This window comes from Tunturiibacter gelidiferens, assembly GCF_051013345.1.
GTDB classification, from domain to species: domain Bacteria; phylum Acidobacteriota; class Terriglobia; order Terriglobales; family Acidobacteriaceae; genus Edaphobacter; species Edaphobacter gelidiferens_A.
In genome coordinates, this window is the sequence record NZ_CP132939.1 from 552,645 (window position 1) to 578,931 (window position 26,287).

The following is a 26,287-nucleotide window of genomic DNA, read 5'->3' on the forward strand; positions in this document are numbered from 1 at the left end:
CATCGACTGAAGTGAGAAGCCTTTTTGCGAGCTCTGCCGCTGGAGCCGTTCCGCTACTACTATATGGCGAGCGCACGGTGCACCTGGATGGTTGCGTCGAGGTTGAAGCGGCCTACTACGGAGCGTCACGGGCTGGATCGGGCGTCAGGTGCACGTGCAATGGGACGCGATGTTCGTGCGTCTGCTTGATCGCCGCACCGGTGAGTTGCTGCGCGAGCATCTGAGCGGCAAGCGTGGCGGGCACCGCATCCGCGATGCGGATCGCCCGCGTCGCACGCCACCACAGTTGCTTCAACTGCTGGCGCGTGCTCACAAGGCCGGAGCCAACATTGGCGCTTCCATACCATCGGGGTGATTCGGCCAACGGAGGGTCGATCCAATATTCTGATTTCCGCGCTGACTGGAGGCTTGGCCGACTACCAAACGAGTTCAGAACTTTCCTGCGTGCCGACCATGAGCCTAGCTAACTACCAACCTCAACGAAAAGAATGTTGAATTTGGCGCCCACTTGGCAAGTCTCATCCGCCCAGGGCGTGGTTCGCAGAACGTCTTATCACTCATCAGCTAGCAGCGTCATCGATTCGCCGTCTGTCAGGCGGCGAATACGAGAAACCCTTCGGCTTCAGTGTCCCAGGCAACCCCATGAATCGGCACCAGCCACCGCGGTTGCATGCTGTTGGCAAAGGCCCTCAGATCGTCGGGCGAAGCGGTTGGTGCCCTCCATTAGAAGCACATCGATGTCCGAAGGCGGCGCAGCCATGAAGCGGTCCACCAAGGGGGACTTGCGCCCGTGCGTCCGGAAGTCACCCGAGTAGAGGAGGCGTTTTCCCTGCACCTCGATCAGCAACATATGGGCGTCAAAGGCACTGTGATCGGTCAGGTGCGGCGTAATCCGAAACGGCCCCACCTCGAACGGCGACCCGCTCTTCCAGAGTCTGAAGTCCCGATCGATCGGTTTGCCGAAAATTCCGGAGGGGCGCGATGGACGGTGAGTCGAACTTCGCTCACTGAGCGCCCGCAAACACTAGAGGCTCGGGGATTTCCAAAACGCGCATCGGGATTTTGCCTAAGAGCTTGCCCTCATGACTGGCTTTCCAGCTAATCCAAGCCGGCCCCTTGGGGTCTGCTTGCAGGTCAACCACCGCTAGAGCCGCCAAGGGGGCCACGGCGAGCTTTTTGGCCTGGCGGGCTGCTATCATGCTGGGCCCCAACGCCAGCGTGGGTCCAATCTCGTCAGCTAGTGCTCTCAACTTTACAAGAAGTTTAGCCGCATTTCGGTATGCACTTTCCACTTGCTCAACGTGCCGATCCTGCTCAAGGAAGACACGATAGTTGTATAGCTGCTTGAGCACGTGAGGGAATTTGTCCTCCTCTAACTCGGCCCTGCAACGGATACGACTGTCGTTGACTGTCTTGACTTCCCAGAAGACCACTTTACTGCGCTCATCGTATCCAAGCTCCTTCACAACTTTGCGGCGGTATGCGAAGAGCAGGAGCGGATCGTCCCCAGCCAATGCAATTAGTCTCTCTCGAATTTCCGACAGCAAGGCATTGGCGTGCTTGAGCTCTTCCGGGTCCAGATTCCTGTTTGGCATAGAGGTAAGATTGTAATTCTCTACAGCGATAAGCCTCAGTTCGCCCGTGGGAAATCCGTTTCGAGGTGTGTTCCGACATGAAGATTACTTGCATGGACAAGCAGGTGGGCCAGTTTTTGAAAGAGTCGTTCTACCGTATTCCACGCTTTCAGCGACCATACTCTTGGGACCGGACGAACATAGAGGATTTCTGGAATGATGCCGTAAAGGAGAACGACGAGCAGTATTTTATCGGAAATTTTGTCGTTTATGACGATAAGACCGCGCTCGGCGTCGTCGATGGCCAGCAGCGCCTGACGACAATCACCCTGCTACTGTGCGCCCTCCGCAATACCTTCCAGAAGGAGGGTTTCCCCGATCTGGCCAAGGGCCTCCATGGCCTGATAGAGCGCCGGGACATTTCAGACAAGCTCTACTATGTACTGCAGACGGAGACTTCCTATCCATATTTCCAGGAGCACATCCAGAAATTTTCCGGAAAGCCAGGAGTTCCTCAAGAGGCTGGGCCTGAAGAGCAGTTGCTGAAGCAGGCGTTCCTGTACTTCCAAAGCAACCTGGCCGACCTGGTCGCTACGGTGCATGACAAACCAAGCATCTCTGACAAAAAGAAGAAAGTGGAGTTGCGAACCGAACTTATCAACGTCAGGGATAAGGTTCTCGGTCTTGAGCTCATTTTCACGGCGCTGGATAACGACGACGATGCCTACATCATTTTCGAGACCCTGAATACCCGAGGAAAGGATCTCACGCTGTCTGACCTAGTGAAGGGCCACCTTACAAGACTTCTAACACCCTCGAACAGCGGCGTTGACCTGACCCGGGACAAGTGGGGGCAGATTCTGCAAACATTCGAAACGTCTCAGGCGGACCTAAGTGTTTCCACCTTCATTCACCATTACTGGCTGTCGCGCTACGAGTACATCACCGAAAAGACACTTTACAAGGCCCTTAGAAAACAAATCACCAAGGCAAACGCCCGAGCGTTCCTCGATGATCTTGTGAAGGAACCGTCTCAAGGGTTCCCAGGATTGAGCCAGTCCGTTCGCCGCGACCGCCAGTTACGGAGTGCTGCTTGTGCTTTTCGGAGATGACGGAAGGCCTCTGATTCGACTGTGAGGAAGTACCCGGGGGTATTCTTCGGCGCGACTACGAGCGATCCGGACTGTACAGGGGTGAAGTGGGTGAGTTCTGATTCGACGTGGCGGCCTGTGTCGCTGATACCACGGGGATGGGCTTACTGGTGGGACTGACTTCCATGGACATCTGTTTCTCCAGCGTTCGATTTAGGTGCAGAGCGCGGGGCGCCCTCACACTAATACCGACCAGCTCCCAATAACCTGCAATATCGTCAGGAAAAATTTTGATGGACGTATAGGTTCTACCGTCGCATGATCTGGCGAGTTATGTACAACCGGTAGTCAAGAATCGAAACTTCTCGAAAAAAACGCAGCAATAATCCTCCTTTGCCCGTTTGCTTGGGTAACGTGTCCATATCTCGGCTCAGGTAATAGCGTCGTCGGTATAGAAAGGATCCTCAAACCTTTGGCGGTATCAAAAGAAAAATTGAAAAATCTTCGTATTGATATTCAGAGCGGGCACCACTTGAACGGTATTAGCCTTCATGACTCGGAGCGAAGTAACACTCAAAAATACAATCATCGAACAGCTGAGGCAGCGGACTACTTATGTCCGCGCCTCAGAGGTCATGTCCATCCTCGGCATAACCCGAAACACTCTCTGCGACTGGATTAATGCGGGTACGCTACCGGCGTTCCGACTTGGCAAAAATAACATGTGCGACCCGGCAGAGCTTGCTGCCTTCTTGGAGACGCGCAGGACAGGAGTCTGACGGTTCGGCGTGATCGTGTCTCGACTGGAGAAGGTCAAAGGAATGCCACGAACGGGGCCTTCTCACTAGCCTCGAATTCCTGAAGGAGATGCTCGAATTGGCTAAACAAGTCGTCGAAGCTGAGAAGGACGTCGACCTGGTAGAGGAACGTGATCGGGCGAAGGAGGCCCTGACGGAGCTATTCGAAGATGCGAAGGGCACGAACACTCACGTCATTGTGAAACGCATGGTGACTGATATCGATCACATCGTGAAGAAGTTCGGTCCCCGAGTGGCAGACAACGACTCAGGGCGAGCGCCTGATTCAGAAGGAGCTCCGCCCACTGTCAAGTACCGTCTCCGTACTGATCAGGAGCTTTTGGTAAGGCATACAGCTACATCCGTCAGTATTACTGACCACAGTGGTGATGTCCGACGCCACTCCATACACCTTTGGCAAGCGCTTTCCACTCGCACTTACTAGTTCGAGTGGACGGCTCTACCGCATATGGGCATTCCTTGGGGACGGCGGAGGAGAAGTATCGGATCTTAGAGGCGACTCTGGTACAGGAACGTCGATAGCCCGGAGAAGCGCCGCAGATACTAAGTCTCTTACTGCAATTCCTTGCGCAGTCCATCGACTCCACATCACAGGCTGCTAAGCAGTACGCCAAGAAAGCCGCTTATTTGCGACTACGTCCACGTCTCAGAAAAAGGGTTCTGGTGAAGGCTCGATTCAAAAAGAACGGCAATGAATGGCGAGGGCGATCTGCTCGATTGTCCTGGTGGCTTTTCCCGGAATCCTAGCCTTATGCCGTGATAAGAAGCATATTTCCCAAGGCACTCCACGTCAAGGATTTCTGCGTCAGTTGAGATCGCCTGATATATTGCGAAGATGAATGAGGACGACCTTCTTTTCGCCGTGCGTCGAGTTCGAGAATCTCTAGCCAAGTCAAATCTGACTTGGATTCTTCGAGAAATTGACGAGACGCTACGCCTCGGCAAACCTGCAGTGCGCACTGTAATTGAGGTACAGGAGGACGCCCCTGATCTGATCCATATGAGAGTGCTCACTTCTGCGGGAGAAGAAAAGAAAGCCGCTCGTCGTAAAACAACTGTGCCGACCACAGAATCCTATTCGGCGCAGGAGGAATTGAATTTGCTTCTAGATGCAATAGAACGCACGATCATATCTAGCAGTGATATGCAGTCTTATGTCATGAGCAACTTGGCGGACAGAGACAGTAAACATCCATACCGTGGGATCCTTTTTGAACGGGATGGTGAAATTTCGTCTGAGTTGCCATATGGCAACAGGGAATCGGCTTTAGTCGAAGTGGATTCGCTGCGGCAAGCGATCGGGTCACTTCGAGAGAGAGCACGGTAAAATGGCGACACTTCCTCCCCTACCCGACTTGTTGAATGAGATTGACGCTTCTCTCTCCAACTTGCCTATAAATCTTACTGCTCAATCTGCTGGCGGTGACGTCTTTGAAGCGTACGTCTTCGGGCTCGTAGTCGATGCCGCCGAGAATGAAGGCGGCACAATCGACTTTCGCAATAGAGATGGATCAGTGCCTAATCAGTTTATATTCAGGACGAGCCCCGCGCATTTGTACTCCTCTACCCAGAACTATAGTTACGCTCGAGTTCAGTTTCCCGATATACCTATGTTAGAAGTGCACCTCGGTGTTTATGTTAGCGGCAAGTCTCAGCTGATACACGAGGCAGACGTTGTCGTTTTGACGGCCGCGGAAGGCTCTCTCAGTCGCACGAACTCAGTTCCACCTCGATCTCACCAGTGCGTATTAACAGTTGAGTGCAAGTTCTATGCTAGCAACATTGGACTGTTTCTGGGTCGTGGATTTGTGGGGTTGTGCTCTGATCTGTCGGCGCGAGAGAGCTTCTTTGTAACCAATTCGATGTCGACTTCGGTTCAAAAACTTCTCGTTCACAAGCGGCTAAAATGGGCTTCTCAGCTCCAGCCAAACCAGGTAGTCGTTGTCGAAAGATTCCGTAACGCCGTGCAGGACGTATTCAAGGATCACAAGGCGAAATATGCGTAATAGCGAAACTCCAATCCTCGGTAGCTTGATAGAAGCCCTGTCCAGATACGGGGTGACTGGAGTGGAACTCTGATTATCCCGCTCCTGTTGTGTTCCATTTAATTACTGCTTTGGCAGGAGACGAAGTACTCGTTCCACGGGGGGCTCGTTGGTCACGCCTGCGGCCTCCAGAATCATCCGCAGCAAAGAACCATCTGCGCCGTGCTCGACGTTGATCGTTGCTCGACCCGGGAACTCAATGTGAATCGCAGCGGTTGGCGCTGCTGGTTCTGGACAAGCAATACCGGCTTCAAAACTGGTTGCGAAAACCACAACCGGCAACAACGATGTTGTGGACTGTTCGACTTCCACCATCCGGCCGTTGCGATACTCTCGCCGCCACTTGAATACCTGATTCGCGTTTACACCTTCTGACTGCGCTACACGCGCCACGCTCACCCCTGGGAAGCACGAACTCCACGATCCGGCGCTTCTCCGCCCAACCCGATGCACCCGCTGCGTCCGCCTCGCCCCTACAACTTCCCACGTTCCATGACCGCATCATCATCCTGCAGCCAACAATAAATCCAGTGGGGAAGGTCACACGCTTACCCCGCACACACAGAGGCGAGGAGGAATAATAGCGGCAATACGGCGGTCACATGGTCGCGCCTCTCGCGCGGCTACTAGCCATGAGATCAGCTGCAAAGGAGTTTGCGCTTGACGCCATTTTATAGGCCAACTTACTTGACTCTTCGCGAACCAACCCAAATTCCAAAACGAATCTAGAACGTTTCTCAATTACTTCGTCTCGCAATTTCACAACTTCCGTTTTAATTTGGTTCAGTTTTTCAGTATTCTGGCTATTCTTTGCGTTGGCCTGTTCGACTTCTTTGCGCACATCATCGATGCGGGACGCCTCTGTGTAGCTCTTATAAGCTGAGAATGCAATGAGCGGGAGGCCCACCAAGCCGCCAATCGTAAAGGCTCCAAGAGCCATGCCTCCTCCTCCCGCTGCAAGTGCTCCTCCGCCAAACCAAGCTAAGATCGCGCTATGGGCTGCCGCTCCAGATAAACCAGCGATTGCAGCTCCAGTGGAAGCTGTTCCGAGATGTGCAACGAGTATCCAAGCTCCAGTGGATGCAGCTACGCCTAGGCCCGCGCCCTTTCCTGCGACAATCGCGGCGTCGAAGTTCGCAATCGTCTCGCGCACGCTGCAAATATCAGGCGGCCTGAACCCAGGAATTGTTGGGATTGCGGATCGCATTGCTGAGTAGGACAGTCGTTCGACCAAATCTTTTGCATCATTGAGTAGTTTTATGCATTCCGCAGTTTCTTTACCTAGGAGATTAACTTCTGACCTAAAGTCGAATTCGGCGGCTCGGAAATCCCGAGCAGAGGCTTCGTGCTTGCTTAACTCACCTTGATAAGCGGCGAGACTCTTCTCAATGGCGCCTGAGCCGCCTGCTGTCATGATGAACGTAGCGGCTTCACCTCCACGTTTCGCTGTGTCTTTGACCGCGGTCCAAATCGTATCGAAGTCGAAATCCATAGTTCTGTGTTCACCTCTAGCAGAAATTGTGATACCCATGTGCAGCAATATATATGGCTTCATGAGTTTCAGGTTGCTGTCGCCGTGATGCGGTGACGGTTACACGCGAGACTCAGTCAGCATAGCGATAGACCGTCGTGGCTCGACTCTTGTCCATCAAATGGTCGACGCCACCGGAGAGATCGTAATTGTGAGTTAATTTCGATCCCCGTGAAGAAATGATGCCGATCTCCAGACTCCTATCATGAAAGAGGCGATGCTTATGAAAGGAAGCAACGTAGGCACTTACTTTCATGTCTGAGAAAGCTAGTTCTCTCTGTATGCGCTCTGTCATCTGCGGAACAGATTCGTACCGCTTGTCCTCGCTATGCAATTCGCGACAATGCACTTCCACCGAGCTTAGCGCCGTGGCATTTTGCTTGAGAAACTGTATCAGCTCCTTAAGCCGGGATGTGTTCGTTCCACAATAGGGATCACGAATGATGAGCCTTTCGATGTGCTGTTCTGTGACAGCGTTGAAAACAGATTGTAAGTCACGTTCTTGCCCGGCGATTAGAGCAAACCGCTCTATTGGAAGAGATGCCTCGATCTCTTTTGCTGTCCACCAAATAGTCTGAGCCATCAATCTTCGAATGCGATCGAGTGAAGCGGATCCGCTAAATCCCTCAAACATGGGCTTAGGCAGCAACGATTGGAGCATCGGAGTGGACGGAGCTAACGAGTACCAACATCCAAATTCTCTCGACCAACTTCCACGATCTTCTTCAGTCCCGTGATCTCGGCTGAGTTGAGCGAATCATTGAATGTGCAGAAGCATAGAACAGCGCCAGGAAAAAGCTCTCCGGCTCTCCGTGCCCGCTCGAAATCCTTTGCTTCGAAACGATTGAATGACTTGCATTCGCCCAAGACCAAGTAGGGCGTCGTGATCTGACTCAACGCACCCATAGTGATGAACGCTCCGAAGTCGGCTTCGAACTCCGCCTGCCCGTCTTTCTTCATCTCGAAGCTTGGGATCATAGTCGCCTTGTGAGCAACTTTTTCTTCGATGAAATGCATGGCGGCCGCCACACAATATGCACCATGCGCGAAATTCGAGGTCGCGAACGGACCGAGCACGCGATACGCCCAGGCGTTTGAAGGCGGCACGCCAGCCGGGAAGGAAAACTCCGTCAGGCATCCCGAACAATTGAGAGTGTGCTTTAGGTCTTCGAGGCTGAACCAACTCGTATGCAAGCAAGAGTCGCATCTCAGCGCCATGCCGAGCCGAAGGACATTGCAACGTGTCAACGCCGCCAGATGACGGTCCAATCTTGAGGCGTCAGCCTGATTGCTCATCCGAAGCACCCGTTGGACCTCGCGAAGCGGAGCGTAGGCTTTTTTACTCTCTTTCTTTTCTCCGGATCATCACCGGGCTCTTCAATCTCAACTTCCAGACCCTCGTGGGCCATGCGGTCCAGCATTCGAAGAAGATCCTTCGATTCCAGAATGGTCCGCACCGCTATGAGACTTCCAAACGATGAAATAATTTGCTCGCAGACTCGCCCGGCTGGCGACAGCGACAACTGAAACCCAGAGGCTTCCGCCAGAGCACCGAAGATATTGATTGGGTTCGGCATTCGGAGATGCTCGGTGCTTCCATACGTACCTCCGAACGTCACGATCCCTTCGCGCGAAATCCAAGTTTTTTCCTGTCCGAAGTTGTACGTAAGTTTCGCGGCCACGTTCCGGTTCCACGGAATGACGGGCGTGTTTGAGCCGATCGATTCGATCACGTTTGCCGAAGCGAGATAGCGCGAGCAAAAGGGGTCTGATTCAGCAAATTCATGCGGTTGAAAGCTGATATGAAGACCATTACCGATCAAGTGGGCGTTCGTCGATTCCTGCGCATGCGTGACCGTCTGCGGATTTGCATGATCGGCTCCCCGCCCCCATTCTTCCCAAAGGCGAGGAACACGCGGGTCGATCGTCAATGGATGATCGTGATCTGGAATCGTCAGCGTCCTAACAAATGCCTGCATACCCTCGAAGGATTGAGATTTCGCGCATAGCAGCGAGGTGGCGTACCAAGCATTCGACGGAGGCGGAAAGGGGCGGTGGTGGTCCGCGATGAACTTTTCGCAGAATCCCCTCAGGTGTGGCGCCAGTCGCGCGGGCAGAGGAACGATCGGCCACCCCAAAGCCCTGTAGTTCCAGTACTCAATCAAGTCCCACTCTGAGGTCTCGTCCATGAAGAATAGGTGGGATTGCCAGCTATGGCTGTTACGGAACGTCTCAAGTTTGTGGCGTGTTACCCGCAGCGGGAAGAGTTTTCGTGAATCAAAAGGTCCGGATACTCGAGCGCCTCGTATTCTTTATGCTTCGCGTCGAGGGCATCAACGTAGACCTCCGCTACGTCAGATTTCTCTGGAAAAGCTCCGAACATCGCTGCGAAGAGCAGCGCATAGCGGCTGTCCTTGCAAGTTGGAATTACGACTTCAGGCCCGTGCCGCTGCACGAATTGAAACTGCTCAACGTACATGGCGTGGCAGATGCTTCGGAGGTCTACCCCGACTTGGCACCTGTTCTGTTCATCGCGTGCCAGTAGCTCGTCGAAGGACGTCGAACGTTTCTCAGGAAAGTTGACACCATATCCCCTGATTTGTCCGGCGCGGGTCTCCACCACGTAATCCGGTTGGAACGCTTCGATGAACCCATTGATCATCGCCTTCGCGGCGATCTGCTTCTGATACTTCTGCTTGTAGCGGGTAGGAACGCTCTTGAACAGTGGGATGATGTAATTGAAAGCACCTCCCCATAACGACGAATTCATCTCGAACACGCGCTTCAGAGCTTTCCTGTCCCTTGGCTCAACCAGGAAGGCGAGGCGAAATGGCCTGATTCGAACTCGAGCAGATTCCATATGTTGTTGGCGACCTGCAAATCATTTTATGTGACAAGCCCCGTGCGCTCTCAGCGAGGCAAGACTGCAGAACTTCTGAGTCCTCATAAACGCTTTTCTCGCCAGTTGACGATCACTTTCAAAGAGCAGACTTCGCAGTACCATCGAACCGGTCATAGCACTGCGTAGTCACGCCCGCAGCTTAGAACGAGAAGGATGTTTTTTGTCGGTTGCCCTTGAGTTGAGTTGGACAGGTCGGCCCACTGCTCCCATTGAGCGATCCGCCCGTGGTATGCGTCGCGCACACGCGAAAGGCCGAAGTGACCGAGAAAGAATCGGAGCGGCGGTGGTCTGCGTCGACGATTGCAAGCACTGTCTTGGGTGTTGCATGCGGATCCACGCCACGCTCGGCGGCGATGACCTTTCGTTACTCCTCAAACGTGCCTGGTTGCCGTCTCTTTTTCCGTCGATTTCAACTAGCTTGAAACCGTACGCTGCGTAGAACATTTCCGGGATGGTTCTTCAGTTCTTCGGGTAGTGACCTTTCTCGACATCCCAGACCCCATGATCGGAGAGTACGGCGCCCGTGGCATCGGCGAGATCGGTCTCGCCGGAATGGCCCCAGCCATCACGGCAGCGGCACTCGTCGTGCTAAGGTGCTGAGCGCCGAACAACTTCGCGACATCCATTGTCACGCTTTCCATCGCTTCGCCCACAGTCGCCCTCGCAGGCAATGATGCTTTCACCGTCACTGTCGCGGCCACGTCCTCGTCTGCGATGACCCCGTCCGGCAACGTCGCGTTCTACCAGGGATCCAACATCCTCAGTATTACCCCGCTGACTGCCGGAACGCTAACGACCTACGCGGCCTCTGCGTTGGCGACTGTCGGCACCTCGCCCATGACGGCCGTCTACCTCGGCGATGCGAACTTTCTCGGTTCGACCTCCACCGCCCAGCCCCTCACAGTCACAAAGGAGCCGACAACCACGCAGGTGGGTCCCGCCTACGGGTCCGTCTCAACCGGTGTCGCCGATCCCTACGTCGCTTCGATTGGTTTCATCAGCTTCGGAGTTCCCAGTCCCACCGGAACCGTTGAATTTTTCAGGGCTCCACCAGTCTGGGCAAAGCCGCAGTAATAAACGCGCAAGCCACGCTCGTCACGGCGCCGCAATCGTCCGCAGGCACCTACGGCTTCAGCGCAGTCTACTCCGGCGACGCGAACTACCTGGGCTCCAGTTCGAGCGCGTCCTCCGTGACCGTTTCGTCCGATCCTCCCTATCAGATCTCTGCCTCCGCTCCTACCCTCTCCGTCACGGCTGGCGCCACCACGCAGAACGGAGTAAACATCCTTCTCACACAGTCCAACAACTTCATTGGAAACGTGAACCTGGCTTGCAAAGTGGCCTATCAGGGAACCGGAGCCGTCAACGACCCTCCCACTTGCACCTTCGCATCAAACTTCATCCCGTTTCCGGCAGGAAATGTAGACTCCTTGCTCATTATTTCAACCACAGCGAATAGCTCCAACACCACCGCAAACAAGCTAAAGAACCCCGGCCGCCACGCCCCAATGCTCGCGCTCTGTTCCATACTCCTCTTCGTGCTCGCACCGCGCCTTCGCAAGATGTCGAGGCTCTCTCCGCTGTTGCTCGCAATGTTCGTTGTCTGCCTGGCTGGATGCGGAGGAGGCGCCGCAAGTACCGGAGGTGGGACAACTCCGCCACCGCCCCCCGCAACGGGCACAACCACCGGAGACTACGTCATTACCATCTCATCGAAGAACACGGGAGGAGTCCCAGACCCCGCACCTATTTCCGTCAAACTCACGGTGGAGTGAATGTTGGCATCCAGGCGTGATCCGGGGACCGTTCGCGGTTGTAGGCGTTTGGCACCACGGGCATCATTGGCGCGATAGCTAGGCTCATCCAAGCCGTGCTTGCAACGTAGCAGGTATTCGCCTCTGAGCTTCCGCGGTTCGACTCCCCAGCTTCCCGGCTCCTCCCGGTTGACGGGCTATACGGAAGTTACTCTTCTCCTTGATCAGCTAGCTGGCTAACATCCTGTTAGCCGACCGTTCGCTCGGAACGGGTGTGGGTTTGGGAAGGCAGGACTGGTAACGTTCCCCAGGCAATCTCTGTTCTTTCCCTAGTATTATCGCCAAACGAAACGTAGAGTCATCTGGATCGCCCTTTCACGGATGTGAGTTCGTGGCGCAATTTGCAACGTGACGAACAATCCAGGGTTGTCGCTGAACGGGGAGTAAGCAGACCAGGAAATCATGACTAAGGTCAACCAGCAGCTTCGATTGCCAAGTGGCCGTCTGCTTGCCTATGACGAATATGGCGCCCCCGATGGAGCTCCAATCTTTTATTTCCACGGCTCGCCAAGTGGCAAGCTGGAATACGGTCTGTTTGGTGGTGAGGTGCTGGCAGACAGGCTCAACATCCGCATGATTGTCCCAGATCGGCCTGGCCTCGGGCGCTCGGAGTTCCAGCCCGGCAGACAGATAGGGGACTGGCCCGCCGATGTAGTCGCACTCGCAGATCAACTCGCGCTCGCCCGCTTTGCCGTTCTCGGATATTCCGGTGGTGGCCCGTATGCCGCCGCCTGCGCATTGAAAATACCCGAGCGACTCACTCGCGTCGGCATCGTCAGTGGCACAGCCCCGTTTGATGAACCCGGCCTGTCTGCAGGCATAGACTCGACCAGCCTTCGGTTCATGCAGCTGGCCCGTACCAAGCCTCGGCTTTCCAGACTCACGCTACGACTAATGGCTATCATGGCGCGTTTCGCGCCACACCAAATTGTTAAAGGGGCCATGGCAACATTGCCAGTTCCCGACCAAGCGATGCTAACCCACCCGGAATTCCAGGATAGATTCATCGCGATGATCAGAGGAGCATTGCGTGCCGGACCGCGCGGGGCGCAGTGGGATACCGCTCTGATGGTTGGCCCTTGGGATTTCCGCCCTTACGACGTACGATCAGAGGTCTACCTTTGGCATGGTGAAATGGATGCGAGTGCGCCGATTGCCATGGGGCGCTACATGGCAGCGGCTATTCCGAACAGCCATGCCTTTTCTTACGCTGGCGAGGGCCATTTATCGCTGATATCGAATTACCTCGAAGAAATTCTGAACCTTCTGATCGCATGAAAGCTTGGCGCCAGGCTCCAACGCGTGTTGCGAACGCCCCCGCTGAGTACGAATAGCACCTTGGCGAGACTGCATGAGGATGGTAGCGATGCAAGTCGTAGTGCAGAGAGAGCTAGTAGATAGCGGTCATCAGGGCTGCCGCAATGTCCATGGGCCAGTGCGCGACAATGAGCGGCGCGACACGACGTGTGCGTAGATAAAACAGGATCAGGAGGAGTACTCCGGGAAGAAATGTGATGAAACGGAAGAGCAGATATCGCCAGTCTGGGACGAAGGGAAGCACGCAATGTTGCACTGTCCAAAAGAAGCCGACGATTAGGAAAGCTACCCAAGTGCGGCCGGTGAGCGCCTCCAACCGCGGTAGTGCATAAGCCTGGTAGGTGGTTTCCTCAGTGGGCGACCAAATCACCCACCAGAGAGTCATGCTGTACACAATGGCCCAGATGGGCAGGGCGTGTCCGTGGAGAAGATAGGCGTTGGGATCCTGATGAGGGGAGCTGTATAGCATCCGACGCGCAAGATAACTGCCACCCATAAAAAATGGAAAGATCACAACAAAAAATCCCAGGCCGAGGAACAGGTCGTGCCCATGTCGCAGGCGAATCTGGCCGATGAGATCGCGGAGACGGATACCTTCTTTGCGTGTGAAATAACGCAGACCGATCAGACAACTCACGTCAACAACCGTGCCGTAGACATTCCACCAATCACCCGCCGCCCGCCAAGGGGTGCGACGATGCGCCGCGAACAGAATCAGGGCCACGACTGCCTGGGAGGCCACCAGCAGGAGCGGGCGTGCGCATACAAGGAGCAGCGGCCCGGTCCACGTGATGCGCCCGTTCGCCACGCGCTCACGGATCTGAGGAGGCGCGTTCAACGGAATGGCAGCGGTGAGTGAGATGTCGTTTGCAGCGGACACGTTGGGCCGCCTCGGAGAGGATATTAGCATGCGGGGCCGGCCTGAGCATCCAGACAACCTCTCAGTTCCTGCACCGAGGCCGATTTTGCGGGACATCAAGGTCTGCCCTCTTTGACGGCATTTTGTTCGACGTCACAACACCTGCCGGAAATCAGGCCGAATCTTCAGCGCGTATCTCGTCGGGTAACGGGCAATCCGGAACCTTCCATCCCTCGCCATTCCAACTTCCTGTTTGCCGACCATCCAGAAGTCAAGTGAGCGAACGGTAATTATGCAAAGTTCATTTCCCGATGAGTTTCATGACGAGCAACGTCATGTCATCATGCTGTTCGGCCCCCGGCGGTGAATTCATCAGCCACGCGGAAGATTGTTTCGATAACTTCCGATGCCGAAGCAGCGGGGCGTTGTGGGGCTGCTTCGAGCATCCGATCCTCGCCCGACTCCTCATCATCGGCAGTCATGGTCTCGCTGATTCCGTCCGTGTAGGCAATCAATAAGTCGCCAGGCTGCAAGATCAAGGACTGTTCTTCGTAATCGACAAATGGGAGCAGCCCAACCACTGGGCCACAAGCTTCAAGACGTTGAAGCTCGCCTGAATCCTTTTTCACCAGTACGGGCGGATTGTGGCCTGCATTGACATAGCGGAGTTCGCGAGTCTCAGGATCGAAAATGGCGAAGAAAAACGTCGCGTAGCGGCTGCTCGTTGAGGCTTCATAGACAAGACGATTCACCTTTTGCATCATCTTCGCGAGATTGCCTGGATCGTCAAGGATCAGGCCGAGGAGCGAAGCTCGCAAACTGGCCATAATGAGTGCTGCCGAAATGCCTTTTCCAGAAACATCACCAATTGCAAAGCCAAGATTGCCACCGTCCAGTTCGATCAGATCGTAGTAATCGCCGCCAACTTCGGACGCGGGACGGCACCTTCCTGCCAAACTCACTCCCTCAATCTCAGGGATGCTCTGCGGAAACAGCCGTTGTTGAACCTCGCGTGCAATCTCGACTTCTCGATTCATTCGTTCTCTTTGCGCTGATTCATCTGCGAGCGTTCTGACCAGCAACTTCGAGGGTCAGCCCTGTCTGTGCGGCAACGGATTGCAACGTACGCAGATCCGTCGGCGTGTAAGCTTCTTCTGACTTCTTCGGTCCGAGTGTCATCAGACCTATCAGGCGAGCACGCCCGGGCATCGGAAGCAGTAACTCGGCATTGATCTGGCGCAGCAGAGCTTTCTCTTCCGAATTAGCGTCCGTAAACCATTCTTCCGGGCGGTCGCGGTACACGGTTGCAGGCTGGTTCGTACGCAGTAGATTCTGCACTGTTGCCGACCCCTCTGCAAACGCGACATGGACGCCTGGCCAATCGCCTTGGGATAGGAGCCCAGCTTATCGGTTGTGATCGAGTGCGGCGGCCAGTTGCGCATCGTCTTCAGTGCCTTGCCCAAGAAGCGGTGTGCCGCGCACGCGTTACGGCGGTCCAGCAGCATGAAGTCGATCAATCGGCCATGCTTGTCGACGGCGCGGAACAAGTACTTCCACTGTCCACCGACCTTAACATAGGTTTCGTCCACCCGCCAGGAGCTCGAGCGGTAGCCTTGATACCAGCGGATGCGCTTTTCGAGCTCAGGCGCGTAATACTGCACCCACCGGAAGATCATCGAGGCATCGACCTCAACTCCGCGCTCTTGCATCATCTCCGCGAGATCGCGATACGTGATGCCGTACTTGCAATACCACCGCACGCATACCAGGATGATCTCGACCGGAAATCGGCGGCGCTTGAAGATGGACATCTGCTGGACTCCTCGACTCACCTCTCACCATACACGGCCTTAGTTAATGCAACAGAGCCATATTAAGAGCCCCTCTGGAACGAATCCCAGAGGGGCTTACATGTTTCCGGTAGCGAACCGGGAGCAGGTGCCGAAAGGGCAGATGAAATTGTGCTAATCCCTCGGCTCTTCCCCGCGTCTCGTGTAATGTTGTGTCACGAATACCCCGTTCCCAAGAACAAGACTGGGTTCACGCTGTTCGGCGACGATTTCCGTCGCGACAGGAATTCGGCGAATCACCTCGGTCCGCGCGATTACGAAGTCTTCTGTTGCGGTTCTTATCGAACCGTCTGGCAATGTAACTGCCAAAACAATGGTTCCCGTCCCGTCGCCATTCACGCTGTATGTTCCTGTGGAAGTTAGTGGCACGAGTTCTCTAGCTCCGGTAGACGTTGGCCTGTTTAGGAGGAGGGATCCGCGAAGCATTCCAGTTCCATCGAAGTGTACAGTTCCTACGCCAAGCGCCAAGTTGGCTCCGTAGTGGTTGACGACGGCGTAATCTCCTCGAATACTTGCCACGTTATACTGAAGCGCTTCTGCAGCCCTGTCCTGGGCGATTAGAGCAGGTTTAGCTTCCCAGGCGAGGACGCTGAGTACCACGACGATTAGGGAAATCATCCGACATCTCTGTAGCAAAGACTCTCGCATATATCTCTCCTTTGATTTCGCGGGTGGACATCGGTCAGACCAATGCACGACCGGGACCACTGTTCCTGTGGAATGAAAATGAGAAGATCGGTCTGGACGATCCATTGGATCGTTCAGAAAGGAACTGCCGGTCGTCCGACAGTTGGCGAATGATTCGGTTCCCGCAAGTATCGCCTCGCATACTTTGCGTAGTTTTGCCGGGGACGTGCAATCCCCAAACAATCATAAAAATCTCCGAAAAACCTCGATTGGTTACCCATTCCGCTGCAGCGGGATGCGCGACTTCCCGTGCGAGACAAGATCGCGACCTGACGATCATTAGAGAACTGGAGGGAGCTCAGGGAATTCATAATCGGCCGAGATGGTTGAGAGCAAGGAACTTATCCGTTCAGTGGCGTGACGGTCTGAAATACGTGCCATGGAGAGAATCAAGCGTGGTACTCTTCGGAGCCAGCGAGTAACCGTATGCTTCCCCGGGAACAAGTCGCTGAAAAGGTCCTGTTCGGCTGTTTCGAGGTCAACCTGGCAACGGGTGAGGCCTTTAAGAACGGACGAAAGGTCCGATTATCCGGCCAGCCCGCCCAGGTCCTGGTGATCCTTCTCCAGCACGCCGGTCACCTCGTAACCCGTGAGGAGTTGCACGAACTGTTATGGCATGAAGAGACGTTCGTTGATTTCGATCACGGACTGAACAACTGCATAAACCGGATTCGCGAAGTGCTCGGAGATTCGGCCGCGTCCCCCGATTGGATTGAAACGCTTCCCAAGAGGGGCTACAGGTTCATCGCTCCAATCCGGCATGCCGAACAGATTTTAGAGAACAAGGAAGCGCAATCCCCCCGGCCCCCGATGGAATCCAAAGGATTCCTCCCGGGGAATCTATGCCGGTTGAGCCTGCACCTGTCGCGCCCTTTTGGACCCGACGGAAGCGATGGTTTGCCGCGATGTCGCTCATCGCAGTGGCCTTAAGCGCGGCAATCGGATTCACGGCTTTCAGCAGGAGGTCGAGGCGCGTGATCGGGAGCGAGAAGTTTCAGGCCGTCGCGGTGTTGCCGCTCGCGAATCTCTCTGGAGACTCCTCTCAGGAATACGTGACCGACGGCATTACAGACGAATTGATCACCGCGCTGGCCAGAGACACAAGTATTCCAGTCATCTCGCGTACTTCTGTGATGAGATACAAGAACTGGCAAAAGCCGCTCCCGATCGTCGCCCGCGAATTGGGAGTCGATGCTCTTGTGGAGAGCAGCCTCCAACGAACCGGAAACTCCTTTAAGGTCAACACACACCTGGTTGCTGCCAGCACCGATACTCAGGTTTGGGCAGGGAGCTATAAGGGCGATTTGAATGAAGTACCTCAGATGGTGGCGCGAATTGCGTCGGATATTGGTGCCCGGCTTGGTCACGCTGCTGCGGACAGACCAGGTCGGCCATTGGTTCCCGCAGTCTCCGCTGACGCTTATGACGAGTACCTCAAGGGGCAGTTTCTATGGAACGCCTGGCAAGCCCAGGCTGCCCTGCGGCACTTCCAGCGTGCTGCGGCGCTCGATCCGGAATTCGCTGCCGCTCATGCGGGCATCGCGAAGAGTTACTGCCATCTGGAATATGAACAGGTGCTTCCGGCTTCGGCGGCTTTCCCCAGGCGAGCGCGGCGGCGGAAAAGGCCCTGACACTCGACCCGCACAATGCGGATGCGCACGCGGCGCAAAGCTACCTCTATGGGCAGCGGGATTGGGATTGGAATCGCGCCGAATTGGAACTCAAGACAGCCATTGCCGAAGACCCGGGCAACTCCATTGGACATCGATGGTATCGGTACATCCTCCATCAGAAAGGCCGAACCGAGGAGGCGCTGGAACAGGCGCGCCTGGCCCTGAAAACTGACCCTGCGTCCGTCACTCTGATTAAGATTTACGCGTCCGATCTCGCACGTGATAAGCATTACACCGAAGCGATCTCGACGTTTAAAGAAGCGTTGGACTTTGATCCCAATGACGCGGGTGTGCATTTCGGACTCGCCGATTCGTACGACAAGGCAGGGAACCTCGATCTTGCGCCTCCGGAACTGGAGAAGGGTTACAGGCTCTCAGGAGAAACCGAAATTGCTGATCAGTTTCACAGGGATTTGAAACGATTTGGTTACCAAAAAAGTGCCGAGGCAGCTCGACGATTCAATCTGGAACGGCAAGTGCGCGAGCTCAAAACGAAGTCCGCACTTGGAAACTATGTGTCGCCCACCGCATACGTCTATGTCTATGCCGACTTGCACGATAAAGAGAACACACTCAAATGGCTCGAAGCTGCTTATGGCGCCGATGCGCATGTGATGGTGGAACTGCGCGACGAGAAGTTTGACTTTGTGCGGCAGGAGCCACGATTTCAGAAGATCTGGGGCAATGTTCCTTTCTCTCATTGACTTGTATTCCAAAGCAGAAAAGCCAAGGTGACTCCCCCGAACTGTTGCCAAAGACGACCTTAGAACCTGTACTGGCATAGGGAGTGCGGACCAGTCGGCGATTTCAAATCGCACATTATCACCAACTCACTCACCAAACAGTGCGGACACGAGACTCTCCAGATTCAGGGTTCTGGGCGGATTACGGGCTATCGCACCTTACCCCGTCGTTGGCCGTTCGTGCGCGTAACGGAAGGGTTGCCGACCATCCAGGAGCTAAGGTCGTGGCTCATAAATCGTCGCATCAACGGAGTCGCCTCTGTAATCATGTGAACCGTTGGACTCTCTTCCCGAGTGGCGAATCTTCCGCAGGGAATGCAGGTTGCCGATTACGTCCATGCCGACGGAGTCCTGGGGTGTCGTTTACTCCAGAACCAATTCAAAGAAGCCAGAGCGAAAGTAACTGCGAGAACAATGAGTCCGCCAAGACGAATGTTTACAACGAGGACTCCTGTGAACAGAAGCGCAAGGACCACAAACAATATTCCGGCAGGTAGGCGAAAAGCGTCGGCATAGGGCTGTTTTCTTCGAAGCGCAGGGAGAGCCGCAGCGATGGACGCGTAGATGAAAAGTCGCGATATCGCCGAGAGTATCGCGTTCCACTCATAACTGCCTGCAACCGAGAAAATTACCAAAAGAACGGCAAAGCTCGCGATCGACACATAGGGAGTGCGGAAACGGGAGTGAACAGCCGCGAAAAGAGCCGGGAAGTCCCCTTGCTCTCCCATGGCGAAGGTGAGGCGAGGCGTGTGCAGCATGTTCGCGCTGAGATACCCGTAAACCGAGATCAAAGCGCCCGCTGCGATCAGCGAAGATCCGAACGATCCCAAGAAATGCTGAGCAGCATCAGCAACCGGCTTGGCCGCAGTCGTTGCAGTTGGCAGCGTATGAATAACAATGTATTGCACACTGACGTACAAAAAGGTCGCATTCGTCAGAGCGACCAAGAGCGCAATCGGAGCATCCTTTCGCGGATTGCGTGTTTCTCCCGACACGAAGAGAGCGGCCTCGAAGCCTCCGAATGAGTTAATCATCAGCAGAACGGCTTCTAGCCAACTCTCGCTGGTAACAGACACTGCCTGCGGAATGACACGAACGGCGGGACGGAGCAGGAGCGCCATCAGTCCACTGACGATGAACAAGAGAATGACAAGCACTTTTGTAATCGTTAAGAAGTTGCTCAGCCTTGTTCCACTAGTCACGCCAAGATAGTTCACGACAGCGAGAAATCCGATGAGTATCCCGAGCACCATTGCCCGCACAGCCCAAGCCTCTACAGCCGGGAAAAACTGGGCGAGGTATGAAACGAAAAGATCAGCCGCCGCCGCCGACGCGACGATGCGTGTCAGCCAAGTAAGCCAGCCGATCTGGATCGCTGCAAACGGTCCGAAGCAGACTCTGGTATATAAGTATGGACCTCCCGCCTCCCGAAACTGCGAGGCGACCTCCGCCAGACAGGCCGCAATTGCGGCGATCCCGACCGCCGTGACCAAATAGCCGGCAGGACTAAACTTTCCAAGGTGGGCGGCGAGCAAAGATGGTAGCCCAAAGATGCTCGCACCAATGATTGTATTGAGCATCAATGCAGACAAGCTCCAACGACCGATTGCGCGTACCAGGCTTTTCGTCTCTAGAGGCATTGCGCTGCTTCTTTCCGTCAGCCCACGATCCTGCCAAGAATGCATGAGGATTGTATCGGTTATCGCGCTCAAGACCACTGCCGAAGGCAACCATTGATCCATTCTCGTACTCGGATTCTGGGGTGGTTTTGAGGTCGTGCCCGAGTGAGTTAGGACTCTATCTTGACTGCCCAGCACGCAGAGCCCTGCTGTCGCCGGGATCGCCGGTCGGGCAGTTAGGATAGAGCCGTTTGAAGGAGCCGCTGGCAGTTGGGTTGCTATGGGATTTGAATGGTGCTGCGCGGAGGCCGAGGGTATCGGAGGTCGGTGGTGCGTGCTGCGGATACGGATTGTGGAAAGAGTTCGCGGAGGCAAGCTTGTGGATGAGGCGGCAGACAGCGTGGGAAGCGGTGGTCTCGAGTGCGGTTGGAGCGAGATGCGACACAGGGACTCTGTGCGTGCCGGGGCAGGTAAGCAGGTCGAGGTTGGTACTGTGGGTTCATGCGGCACACTCGCGGGACAGCGGAGGAGAGCGAAGCAGGAGTTGAGCTGCGGAGAGGTGTTCGACGACGTGCATGGTTCCCCCACAGACAGGGCAGTTCCAGAGCGGTGCGGAGCGGGTATGGGTTGAAGTCTGCGCTGCCTCTATCTGTCGGGGCAGTCCAGCGCTGTGGAGCAGGTGGAAGCAGAGCGGCAGGAGGGCAGCGCGGCACCGGTTGGCGAGGAAGCCGAAGTTCCGGATGCGCACGAAGCCGCGCGGGAGCAGGTGGAGGAGGAAGCGGCGCAGGAACTCGTCGACGTGAGCCGCTTCTTGTTGGCGTGAGCGGAATCTCTCCAGCGGAAGGTGACGTTGCCGTTGGCGAGGGCAACGAGTCTGTGGTTGGAGATGGCGACGCGGTGGGTGTGGGCGCTGAGATAACGCAGCGCGTGTTCCGGCCCGCCGAAGAGGCGCTTGGCGTAGACGACCCAGTCGTGGCGGAACAGGAGTCTGAGCCAGGAGGTAAAGGTCCCCTGGGCTGCGAGTGGTGCGAGGTTGCCGTAGAACTGGAGTGTGCCTGTATGGAAGGCGCTCTTGAGTCCGGCGACGAACTTGCCGCGGAACACGCGGCTGAGCACCTTGATGGGGAGAAAGAAGGAGCGGCGGGAGGAGATCCACCGGGAGTGGTCTGGAGCGAGGCCGCCGGCGGCGAGCACGCAGTGGACATGGGGATGATGCTGCAGGCGCTGGTCCCAGGCATGGAGCACGCTGAAGAAGCCGATCTCGGCGCCGAGGTGCCGGGGATCGCGAGCGATCTCGAGCAGGGTCGCGGCGCTGGAGTGGAACAGCAGGTTATAAATCAGCCGCTTGTTCTGCAGGGCAAGTGGGGCCAGTTCGCGCGGGAGGGTGAAGACAACATGCACGTAGCGGGTGGGGAGCAACTCGCGTTGGAGGGCTTCGAGCCACCGCACCCGGGCGTTGCCCTGGCATCCTGGGCAATGTCGATTACGGCACGAGTTGTAGGAGATGGCGGAATGTCCGCAGCTGGAGCACCGATCGCGATGTCCGCCCAGCGCAGCGGTGCGGCAACAGGTGATGGCCAGCAACACCTTCTGATGTTGCCAGCTGATCCACTGGCGACTGCGCTTTATGAAGTCGTCGCCAGCACTGTGAACGATGTCGGCCATCTCCAGGGAAGGTCGGTTCATGCGCTGAGAGATACCCCCTGCCACATAACTTAGCTCACGTCATCAATCCCATCTGATATCAACATTAGAGGCATGGCATCCCGGAGTGCGTTGCTGACATCGTATCGATGAGGCAGGTGAGCATCAGCTCATTGGCTACGCGGGTTGGGGATGGTGTTCCCTTTCCGACGAGATGAGGCCCCATGCTGCATCGATTCGGGTTTGTGATTGTTCTGTCTCTGACTATATGTGCGGTGTCCAGTTGTGGGAGTGGCTCAAACAAGACCGGGACTCCAGCGGCGGCCGTGAAGACTATCTCGGTATCCCCAGGATCGACCACCATCCTGATGGGAAAGCAGCAACAGTTCTCCGCGACGGCGACCTACTCCGATGGATCGACGGCATCCGCGCCAGCCGGCACTACATGGAGCTCTTCCAATACGGCTGTGGCCACGGTGGATAGCAGTGGCCTCGTGAAGGGCGTGGCTCCCGGGAGCGCCACTATCTCGGCCGCCGTGGGTTCTGTGAATGGAACCAGTGCTACGAACGTTGAAACTGTTCTTGCGACTCTTGACAGGTCCAGTGACGCAGCAGGACCGGACAAGGACAACAACGGGGTTCGCGATGATATTGACCAGGTGATAGCGGGCTTTGGTTTGACTGCGAGTCAGACAAAGGCGCTGACGCAGTTTGCCGCGGCGCTCCAGGTCGCGATACTGAGCTCACCGGACAGAACCTCGGCGAATTCGAATGCGGTAGAACTTCATCGCGGCCAGGAGTGCGTCTTTTCGCAGCTTGGCGCAGACTCGACCAAGTACACCAAGCAGATCAAGGCCTTCACCCTGAACACGCAGCCGCGGGTAATGGCTTTCGCGGGTTTTTCTCACAATGCAAGCGGTGCAGTGTATCCGCAGCCAACCGGGACGGTCTGCAAATGAAATTGAGGAGGGCCCGATGCTGAAGAAACTGGCCGCCCTTACGATATCCGTTTTACTTCCTTTATCCCCGCTCTCGTCTGCGGCGCAGAATCCAGGCACAGGGCCGGGGTACGCCATCGCTTATATCAATGGGCTTAGTACCGATCCCATCGGGGCGCAGGATGGTATGGATGCTCTCAGCGCTGTGTATGGCGCCCAATATAATAGCCAGCCCGTGAGTTACACGCTCTTCTACACGCCAACCGATGGACTAATGCAGGACGTTATCAACGCGTTCGCGCTACGAGTGCAGTCGTCACCCGGGCTGACGGACCGGTGGGAGCTCATCTGGGACACGCTCGACGGTGGAGGTGGCGCCATCAGCGACCTCGCAGTCGCAGAGAATCCGTCGCTCAGTAGTTTGGTGAGCGATCTAAAAACGACTTTTATGAATGATGTGTCGAGTAACGTGAAGAACGTAAACTCAAATAAAGAGTTCCAGCCGGCCGTAGATCAGTTTGTGAGCGCGTTGACCACGTATTACGCTCAGCAGAAAAAGACGCTTGTAGTCGCACATTCGCAAGGCAACGTTTATCTCAACGCGGCGTACGATGCCGTCAAGCCTCAGCTGAAGGCCGACAGCCTGCGGACTGTGGCGGTTGCGACACCCACTGCGACGGTGAGGGATCCGCAGGGCAGATACGTGACATCGACGACAGACCTGGTGATTCAGGCAGTGACATTGGCGCTGGGCAACGTAGAACCGGCTAACACAGACGGGCCCATCCTGGCTGCCCTCTCGAGTGACACAGGGTATGGGCATAAGTTCGTAGAAATCTATCTGAACCCGAACTACAAGCTGCTTCCTGCGGTCAAGGCCCTGGCGGATTCCAACCTTCAAGCCCTGCAGTCTCCGGCGCCGTGACGGGTATCATCGCGCCGAATTGATCGGCTTCTGTCGCACAGCCACCCAATAATGAACGAAAAAGGCGGCGGTTTTCGGTAATTTCGAAGAGCTGCGACTGCTCTCTGTCCCCGTGTCAATTGGCGGTAAATCGCCAACTCAGTGCGCCGGGATAAACCGGCATGAAGCAGGGAATGCAAGAGTCCTACGAGAAAGGAATAGCGAACCACTCGGGCCCGAGTTTTGCGTTGTGTGTCGTGAGGCGCATGGCGAAGCGTAAACAGGGGTACAGGCGGGCTGGGTATTGAGCTCCGAAAAGATGCAATCAGGATGCTGACACTTTTGAGTTGGTGGAAGGCAAAACGGCGGGGGGCGATATCGCAAGTCCCTTGTCGGTCCTGCGTAGTCGAAGACCCCAGACACGTCTGGAAGCTTCATGCACGAGAACCGGGAGACCTCGGAGACGCCTGCTGCCTAACCAGCAAGCAGGACGGCGGGTGAAGGCTCAGGCCGCACGACCCGCATGTACGTAACCGAGGAGTCGGACAGCGGCATAGTACCGATGAATCATTCGGACAAGATCGAGTAGTCGATGGCGGAGAGTGAGGAGGGAAGGCCGCTGATCAAGGAGAACATCCATCAGTCCAGCACGCGCCCGACACAGAGCGGGACACGCGTGTCACCGGGGCTGGCGGGTGTGCGGAAAGCGAGTTTTTGATCCCTTGCCGCCAATCATCCGAGATAAGAGCCGTATGCGCTAATGAGCGCTCGTACGGATCTGTGCGGGGGCGATCAGCAATGATCGTCCCTACCGCGACCTCGTCGAGGTGTGCACTCATAGAAATTCCACATTTGAGTTCTTGGCGAATGACGGGCAAACCGCACCTTACTGTCTGTTGCTCCAACCGGAGTCGCCGTGCCGCCAGTGGCAGCATAATGTTGCGCTCAGTGGCAGCATTCCATTGCAACCAGCAAATGGGTCTCCGGCGCCTTGGAAGGTTCAACTCATGCGGCACCCCTGACGAATGCGAAGGTGTTGTTGACCTGCTCACGGGTCTTCACGCTCTTATGGTCGCAAGCAGCAAGGTACTTTAAAGTGGTCTCCAGGTCAGAATGTCTCAACCAGGATTGAATAGTACGCGCTGAAATTCCGGCCTCATGGTGCATTGTCGCGAACGTCTTGCGGAACCGATGGAGCTCGAAGCGTTTGCACACCGGCTTTGTTGCGCAGCATTTTCCCGCCTTGTTGTAGCAGTGTCCGCAGTTCATGCCTGCACGAAGAGCGAGACTCTTGAAAGTGCGCAGGAAGTGGCCGTTCGGTTTCCCGCCGATGCCGGGAAAAATGAGCCGGGTGTCTGGATATCTGCTGCGGCGGATGCGGAGCTTATCGACCAGCGAATCGGGAATGGGAATCTCCCCTTCCTCCTTATCTTTCGGAGTGAAGGCGAGGTCAAGCTTCTCAGTCACCGAGAAGGTCTTCGCGGTAAAGTTCAAGTCCCGCCATGTGGCGTACTGGACCTCCTGATCGCGGGCTCCCGTGAAGAGAAAGAATTGCAGGAGCTCCGACTCCTCCTGGTCTGCTGCGGCCAAGAGGGCGTTGATCTCATGAGACTCGTAGGCGGTGACGGCTTTCTCGGTGTACTTTACTCGGTCGGTCTTCTCGAGAGGCCAACTGATTTTATTGTGGTTGAAGAAGATCTTCAGATAGTTGGAGTTGTTTGCTACGGTGCGTGGCACATTACCGGAGGTCTTCAGATGGTCGAGGTAGTTGAGGACGTCCCGCCGGTTGATCTGTTCCATGTGCTGCCGGGAGCAGGTCGATGCGAAGACGTTGAGGGTGCGGGTGTAGGCGTAGAGGGTCCGCTTTGATTTTCCCTTGGCGGTGTCGCTGAGATATTCCTTAATGGCAGCGGCGAGGTCGGTCTTGCCCGACGTCTTGATGGGATCGGGATCGGTGAGGCCCAGGGAGACTGACTGAAGCTTATGTTCGACTCGCAGCTTGGCGGTCAGGGCAAGTTGGGCGTCAGTGCCAACGGCATGCCACACGCGTTTGCCAGCTTTGAGGTACCGCAGATTGTAAATGCCTTCCGGATGATGCTCAGGCTTGCCGTCTACGACAGCGTAGAGCGGCTTCAACTTTCCATTGGGGGAAAAAACGGGATCAACGTAGGCGCGGCTTCCGCTGGGAAGCCTCGCTCGAATTTTTAGTCGGACTGCAGCTACCGGCATCTCGGAACTCCTCACAGGTAAATACCCGTCAGGAGCGACTCGTACCGAT

The 26,287-nt window shown here is 55.7% G+C and carries 28 protein-coding genes and 3 pseudogenes; 14 read left to right on the forward strand and 17 right to left on the reverse strand.

What is annotated here, in order from left to right; translation table 11 throughout:
- Positions 1-24: 24 nt before the first annotated feature.
- Positions 25-337: pseudogene (locus tag RBB80_RS02675) on the forward strand (Mu transposase domain-containing protein); the annotation flags it as partial.
- 285 nt (positions 338-622) lie between these two features.
- Here the strand turns inward: RBB80_RS02675 and RBB80_RS02680 are convergent.
- Together RBB80_RS02680 and RBB80_RS02685 are read right to left on the reverse strand one after the other, a co-directional pair.
- The gene (locus RBB80_RS02680; RefSeq protein ID WP_433966793.1) at positions 623-1,021 is read right to left on the reverse strand and encodes a hypothetical protein; all 399 of its coding nucleotides are present in this window, start codon (positions 1,019-1,021) and stop codon (positions 623-625) included.
- Complete coding sequence (locus RBB80_RS02685) at positions 1,005-1,595, reverse strand: hypothetical protein (RefSeq protein ID WP_433966794.1); 591 nt, start codon at positions 1,593-1,595, stop codon at positions 1,005-1,007. Before RBB80_RS02685 ends, RBB80_RS02680 begins: the two co-directional genes overlap by 17 nt.
- Before the next feature lie 92 nt (positions 1,596-1,687).
- Between RBB80_RS02685 and RBB80_RS02690 the strand changes: the two genes are divergently transcribed.
- The 4 genes from RBB80_RS02690 to RBB80_RS02705 all read left to right on the forward strand — a co-directional run bounded on the left by RBB80_RS02690 (position 1,688) and on the right by RBB80_RS02705 (position 4,810).
- Entirely contained in the window at positions 1,688-2,686 is a 999-nt protein-coding gene (locus RBB80_RS02690) for a DUF262 domain-containing protein (protein WP_433966795.1), read from the forward strand.
- 530 nt (positions 2,687-3,216) lie between these two features.
- The gene (locus RBB80_RS02695) at positions 3,217-3,444 is read left to right on the forward strand and encodes a helix-turn-helix domain-containing protein (protein ID WP_433966796.1); all 228 of its coding nucleotides are present in this window, start codon (positions 3,217-3,219) and stop codon (positions 3,442-3,444) included.
- Positions 3,445-3,532: 88 nt separating this feature from the next.
- Positions 3,533-3,907, forward strand: coding sequence for a hypothetical protein (locus RBB80_RS02700; protein WP_433966797.1), 375 nt, complete (start codon positions 3,533-3,535; stop codon positions 3,905-3,907).
- Between the two features lie 411 nt (positions 3,908-4,318).
- Positions 4,319-4,810 carry a hypothetical protein gene (locus tag RBB80_RS02705; protein WP_433966798.1) on the forward strand — a complete coding sequence of 164 codons (492 nt, stop codon included), beginning with the start codon at positions 4,319-4,321 and terminating at the stop codon, positions 4,808-4,810.
- Between the two features lie 781 nt (positions 4,811-5,591).
- Here RBB80_RS02705 and tnpA read toward each other — a convergent pair.
- From tnpA to RBB80_RS02735, 6 genes are all read right to left on the reverse strand, one after another.
- Entirely contained in the window at positions 5,592-5,981 is a 390-nt protein-coding gene (tnpA, locus tag RBB80_RS02710) for an IS66-like element accessory protein TnpA (RefSeq protein WP_433966799.1), read from the reverse strand.
- Positions 5,982-6,126: 145 nt separating this feature from the next.
- Positions 6,127-7,083, reverse strand: coding sequence for a hypothetical protein (locus tag RBB80_RS02715; protein WP_433966800.1), 957 nt, complete (start codon positions 7,081-7,083; stop codon positions 6,127-6,129).
- A gap of 49 nt (positions 7,084-7,132) precedes the next feature.
- A complete protein-coding gene (locus RBB80_RS02720) occupies positions 7,133-7,642 on the reverse strand; it encodes a hypothetical protein (protein WP_433966801.1) in 510 nt (169 codons plus the stop codon).
- Between the two features lie 92 nt (positions 7,643-7,734).
- Positions 7,735-8,355 (reverse strand): hypothetical protein, encoded by a 621-nt coding sequence (locus tag RBB80_RS02725; protein WP_433966802.1) that lies wholly within the window; start codon positions 8,353-8,355, stop codon positions 7,735-7,737.
- Positions 8,352-9,248, reverse strand: a complete 897-nt coding sequence (locus RBB80_RS02730) for a hypothetical protein (RefSeq protein WP_433966803.1) — start codon at positions 9,246-9,248, stop codon at positions 8,352-8,354. Before RBB80_RS02730 ends, RBB80_RS02725 begins: the two co-directional genes overlap by 4 nt.
- 59 nt (positions 9,249-9,307) lie before the next feature.
- Complete coding sequence (locus RBB80_RS02735; RefSeq protein ID WP_433966804.1) at positions 9,308-9,838, reverse strand: hypothetical protein; 531 nt, start codon at positions 9,836-9,838, stop codon at positions 9,308-9,310.
- A gap of 762 nt (positions 9,839-10,600) precedes the next feature.
- Here RBB80_RS02735 and RBB80_RS02740 point away from each other — a divergent pair.
- The 4 genes and pseudogenes from RBB80_RS02740 to RBB80_RS02755 all read left to right on the forward strand — a co-directional run bounded on the left by RBB80_RS02740 (position 10,601) and on the right by RBB80_RS02755 (position 13,053).
- A complete protein-coding gene (locus RBB80_RS02740; protein WP_433970065.1) occupies positions 10,601-11,035 on the forward strand; it encodes an Ig-like domain-containing protein in 435 nt (144 codons plus the stop codon).
- Positions 11,035-11,103 (forward strand): annotated as a pseudogene (locus tag RBB80_RS02745) (hypothetical protein); the annotation flags it as partial. The gene RBB80_RS02740 and the pseudogene RBB80_RS02745, both read left to right, overlap by 1 nt.
- A 48-nt stretch (positions 11,104-11,151) precedes the next feature.
- Positions 11,152-11,736: a hypothetical protein gene (locus tag RBB80_RS02750; RefSeq protein ID WP_433966805.1), complete on the forward strand. Its 585-nt coding sequence runs from the start codon at positions 11,152-11,154 to the stop codon at positions 11,734-11,736.
- Between the two features lie 441 nt (positions 11,737-12,177).
- Positions 12,178-13,053 (forward strand): alpha/beta fold hydrolase, encoded by an 876-nt coding sequence (locus RBB80_RS02755; RefSeq protein WP_433966806.1) that lies wholly within the window; start codon positions 12,178-12,180, stop codon positions 13,051-13,053.
- Positions 13,054-13,165: 112 nt separating this feature from the next.
- On the opposite strand, the gene RBB80_RS02760 is transcribed toward RBB80_RS02755, so the two are convergent.
- The 5 genes from RBB80_RS02760 to RBB80_RS02780 form a co-directional block, all read right to left on the reverse strand.
- Positions 13,166-13,972 carry a CPBP family glutamic-type intramembrane protease gene (locus RBB80_RS02760; protein ID WP_433966807.1) on the reverse strand — a complete coding sequence of 269 codons (807 nt, stop codon included), beginning with the start codon at positions 13,970-13,972 and terminating at the stop codon, positions 13,166-13,168.
- Positions 13,973-14,292: 320 nt separating this feature from the next.
- On the reverse strand, positions 14,293-15,033 hold the full coding sequence (locus tag RBB80_RS02765; RefSeq protein ID WP_433966808.1) for a PP2C family protein-serine/threonine phosphatase: 741 nt from the start codon (positions 15,031-15,033) through the stop codon (positions 14,293-14,295).
- The gene (locus tag RBB80_RS02770; protein WP_433966809.1) at positions 15,008-15,253 is read right to left on the reverse strand and encodes a GAF domain-containing protein; all 246 of its coding nucleotides are present in this window, start codon (positions 15,251-15,253) and stop codon (positions 15,008-15,010) included. The genes RBB80_RS02765 and RBB80_RS02770 overlap by 26 nt, the downstream gene beginning before the upstream one ends.
- Entirely contained in the window at positions 15,139-15,762 is a 624-nt protein-coding gene (locus tag RBB80_RS02775; RefSeq protein ID WP_433966810.1) for an IS6 family transposase, read from the reverse strand. The genes RBB80_RS02770 and RBB80_RS02775 overlap by 115 nt, the downstream gene beginning before the upstream one ends.
- A 153-nt stretch (positions 15,763-15,915) precedes the next feature.
- Positions 15,916-16,419 carry a hypothetical protein gene (locus tag RBB80_RS02780; protein ID WP_433966811.1) on the reverse strand — a complete coding sequence of 168 codons (504 nt, stop codon included), beginning with the start codon at positions 16,417-16,419 and terminating at the stop codon, positions 15,916-15,918.
- 495 nt (positions 16,420-16,914) lie between these two features.
- On the opposite strand from RBB80_RS02780, the gene RBB80_RS02785 reads away from it, so the two are divergent.
- From RBB80_RS02785 to RBB80_RS02795, 3 genes are read left to right on the forward strand one after another with little or no spacing between them, the layout of a single operon-like run.
- Positions 16,915-17,418, forward strand: coding sequence for a winged helix-turn-helix domain-containing protein (locus tag RBB80_RS02785; RefSeq protein ID WP_433966812.1), 504 nt, complete (start codon positions 16,915-16,917; stop codon positions 17,416-17,418).
- Between the two features lie 44 nt (positions 17,419-17,462).
- Positions 17,463-18,119 (forward strand): hypothetical protein, encoded by a 657-nt coding sequence (locus RBB80_RS02790; protein ID WP_433966813.1) that lies wholly within the window; start codon positions 17,463-17,465, stop codon positions 18,117-18,119.
- Positions 18,116-18,865, forward strand: coding sequence for a tetratricopeptide repeat protein (locus RBB80_RS02795; RefSeq protein WP_433970066.1), 750 nt, complete (start codon positions 18,116-18,118; stop codon positions 18,863-18,865). Before RBB80_RS02790 ends, RBB80_RS02795 begins: the two co-directional genes overlap by 4 nt.
- Before the next feature lie 368 nt (positions 18,866-19,233).
- On the opposite strand, the gene RBB80_RS02800 is transcribed toward RBB80_RS02795, so the two are convergent.
- The 3 genes and pseudogenes from RBB80_RS02800 to RBB80_RS02810 all read right to left on the reverse strand — a co-directional run bounded on the left by RBB80_RS02800 (position 19,234) and on the right by RBB80_RS02810 (position 22,209).
- Positions 19,234-20,646 carry an APC family permease gene (locus tag RBB80_RS02800; RefSeq protein WP_433966814.1) on the reverse strand — a complete coding sequence of 471 codons (1,413 nt, stop codon included), beginning with the start codon at positions 20,644-20,646 and terminating at the stop codon, positions 19,234-19,236.
- 55 nt (positions 20,647-20,701) lie between these two features.
- The gene (locus tag RBB80_RS02805) at positions 20,702-20,968 is read right to left on the reverse strand and encodes a hypothetical protein (protein ID WP_433966815.1); all 267 of its coding nucleotides are present in this window, start codon (positions 20,966-20,968) and stop codon (positions 20,702-20,704) included.
- Between the two features lie 54 nt (positions 20,969-21,022).
- A pseudogene (locus RBB80_RS02810) lies at positions 21,023-22,209 on the reverse strand (IS91 family transposase).
- Between the two features lie 182 nt (positions 22,210-22,391).
- On the opposite strand from RBB80_RS02810, the gene RBB80_RS02815 reads away from it, so the two are divergent.
- Entirely contained in the window at positions 22,392-23,126 is a 735-nt protein-coding gene (locus RBB80_RS02815) for an Ig-like domain-containing protein (protein WP_433966816.1), read from the forward strand.
- Positions 23,127-23,142: 16 nt separating this feature from the next.
- Positions 23,143-24,030 carry a hypothetical protein gene (locus RBB80_RS02820; protein WP_433966817.1) on the forward strand — a complete coding sequence of 296 codons (888 nt, stop codon included), beginning with the start codon at positions 23,143-23,145 and terminating at the stop codon, positions 24,028-24,030.
- Between the two features lie 984 nt (positions 24,031-25,014).
- On the opposite strand, the gene RBB80_RS02825 is transcribed toward RBB80_RS02820, so the two are convergent.
- Positions 25,015-26,238 (reverse strand): tyrosine-type recombinase/integrase, encoded by a 1,224-nt coding sequence (locus tag RBB80_RS02825; protein ID WP_433966818.1) that lies wholly within the window; start codon positions 26,236-26,238, stop codon positions 25,015-25,017.
- Positions 26,239-26,287: the final 49 nt, after the last annotated feature.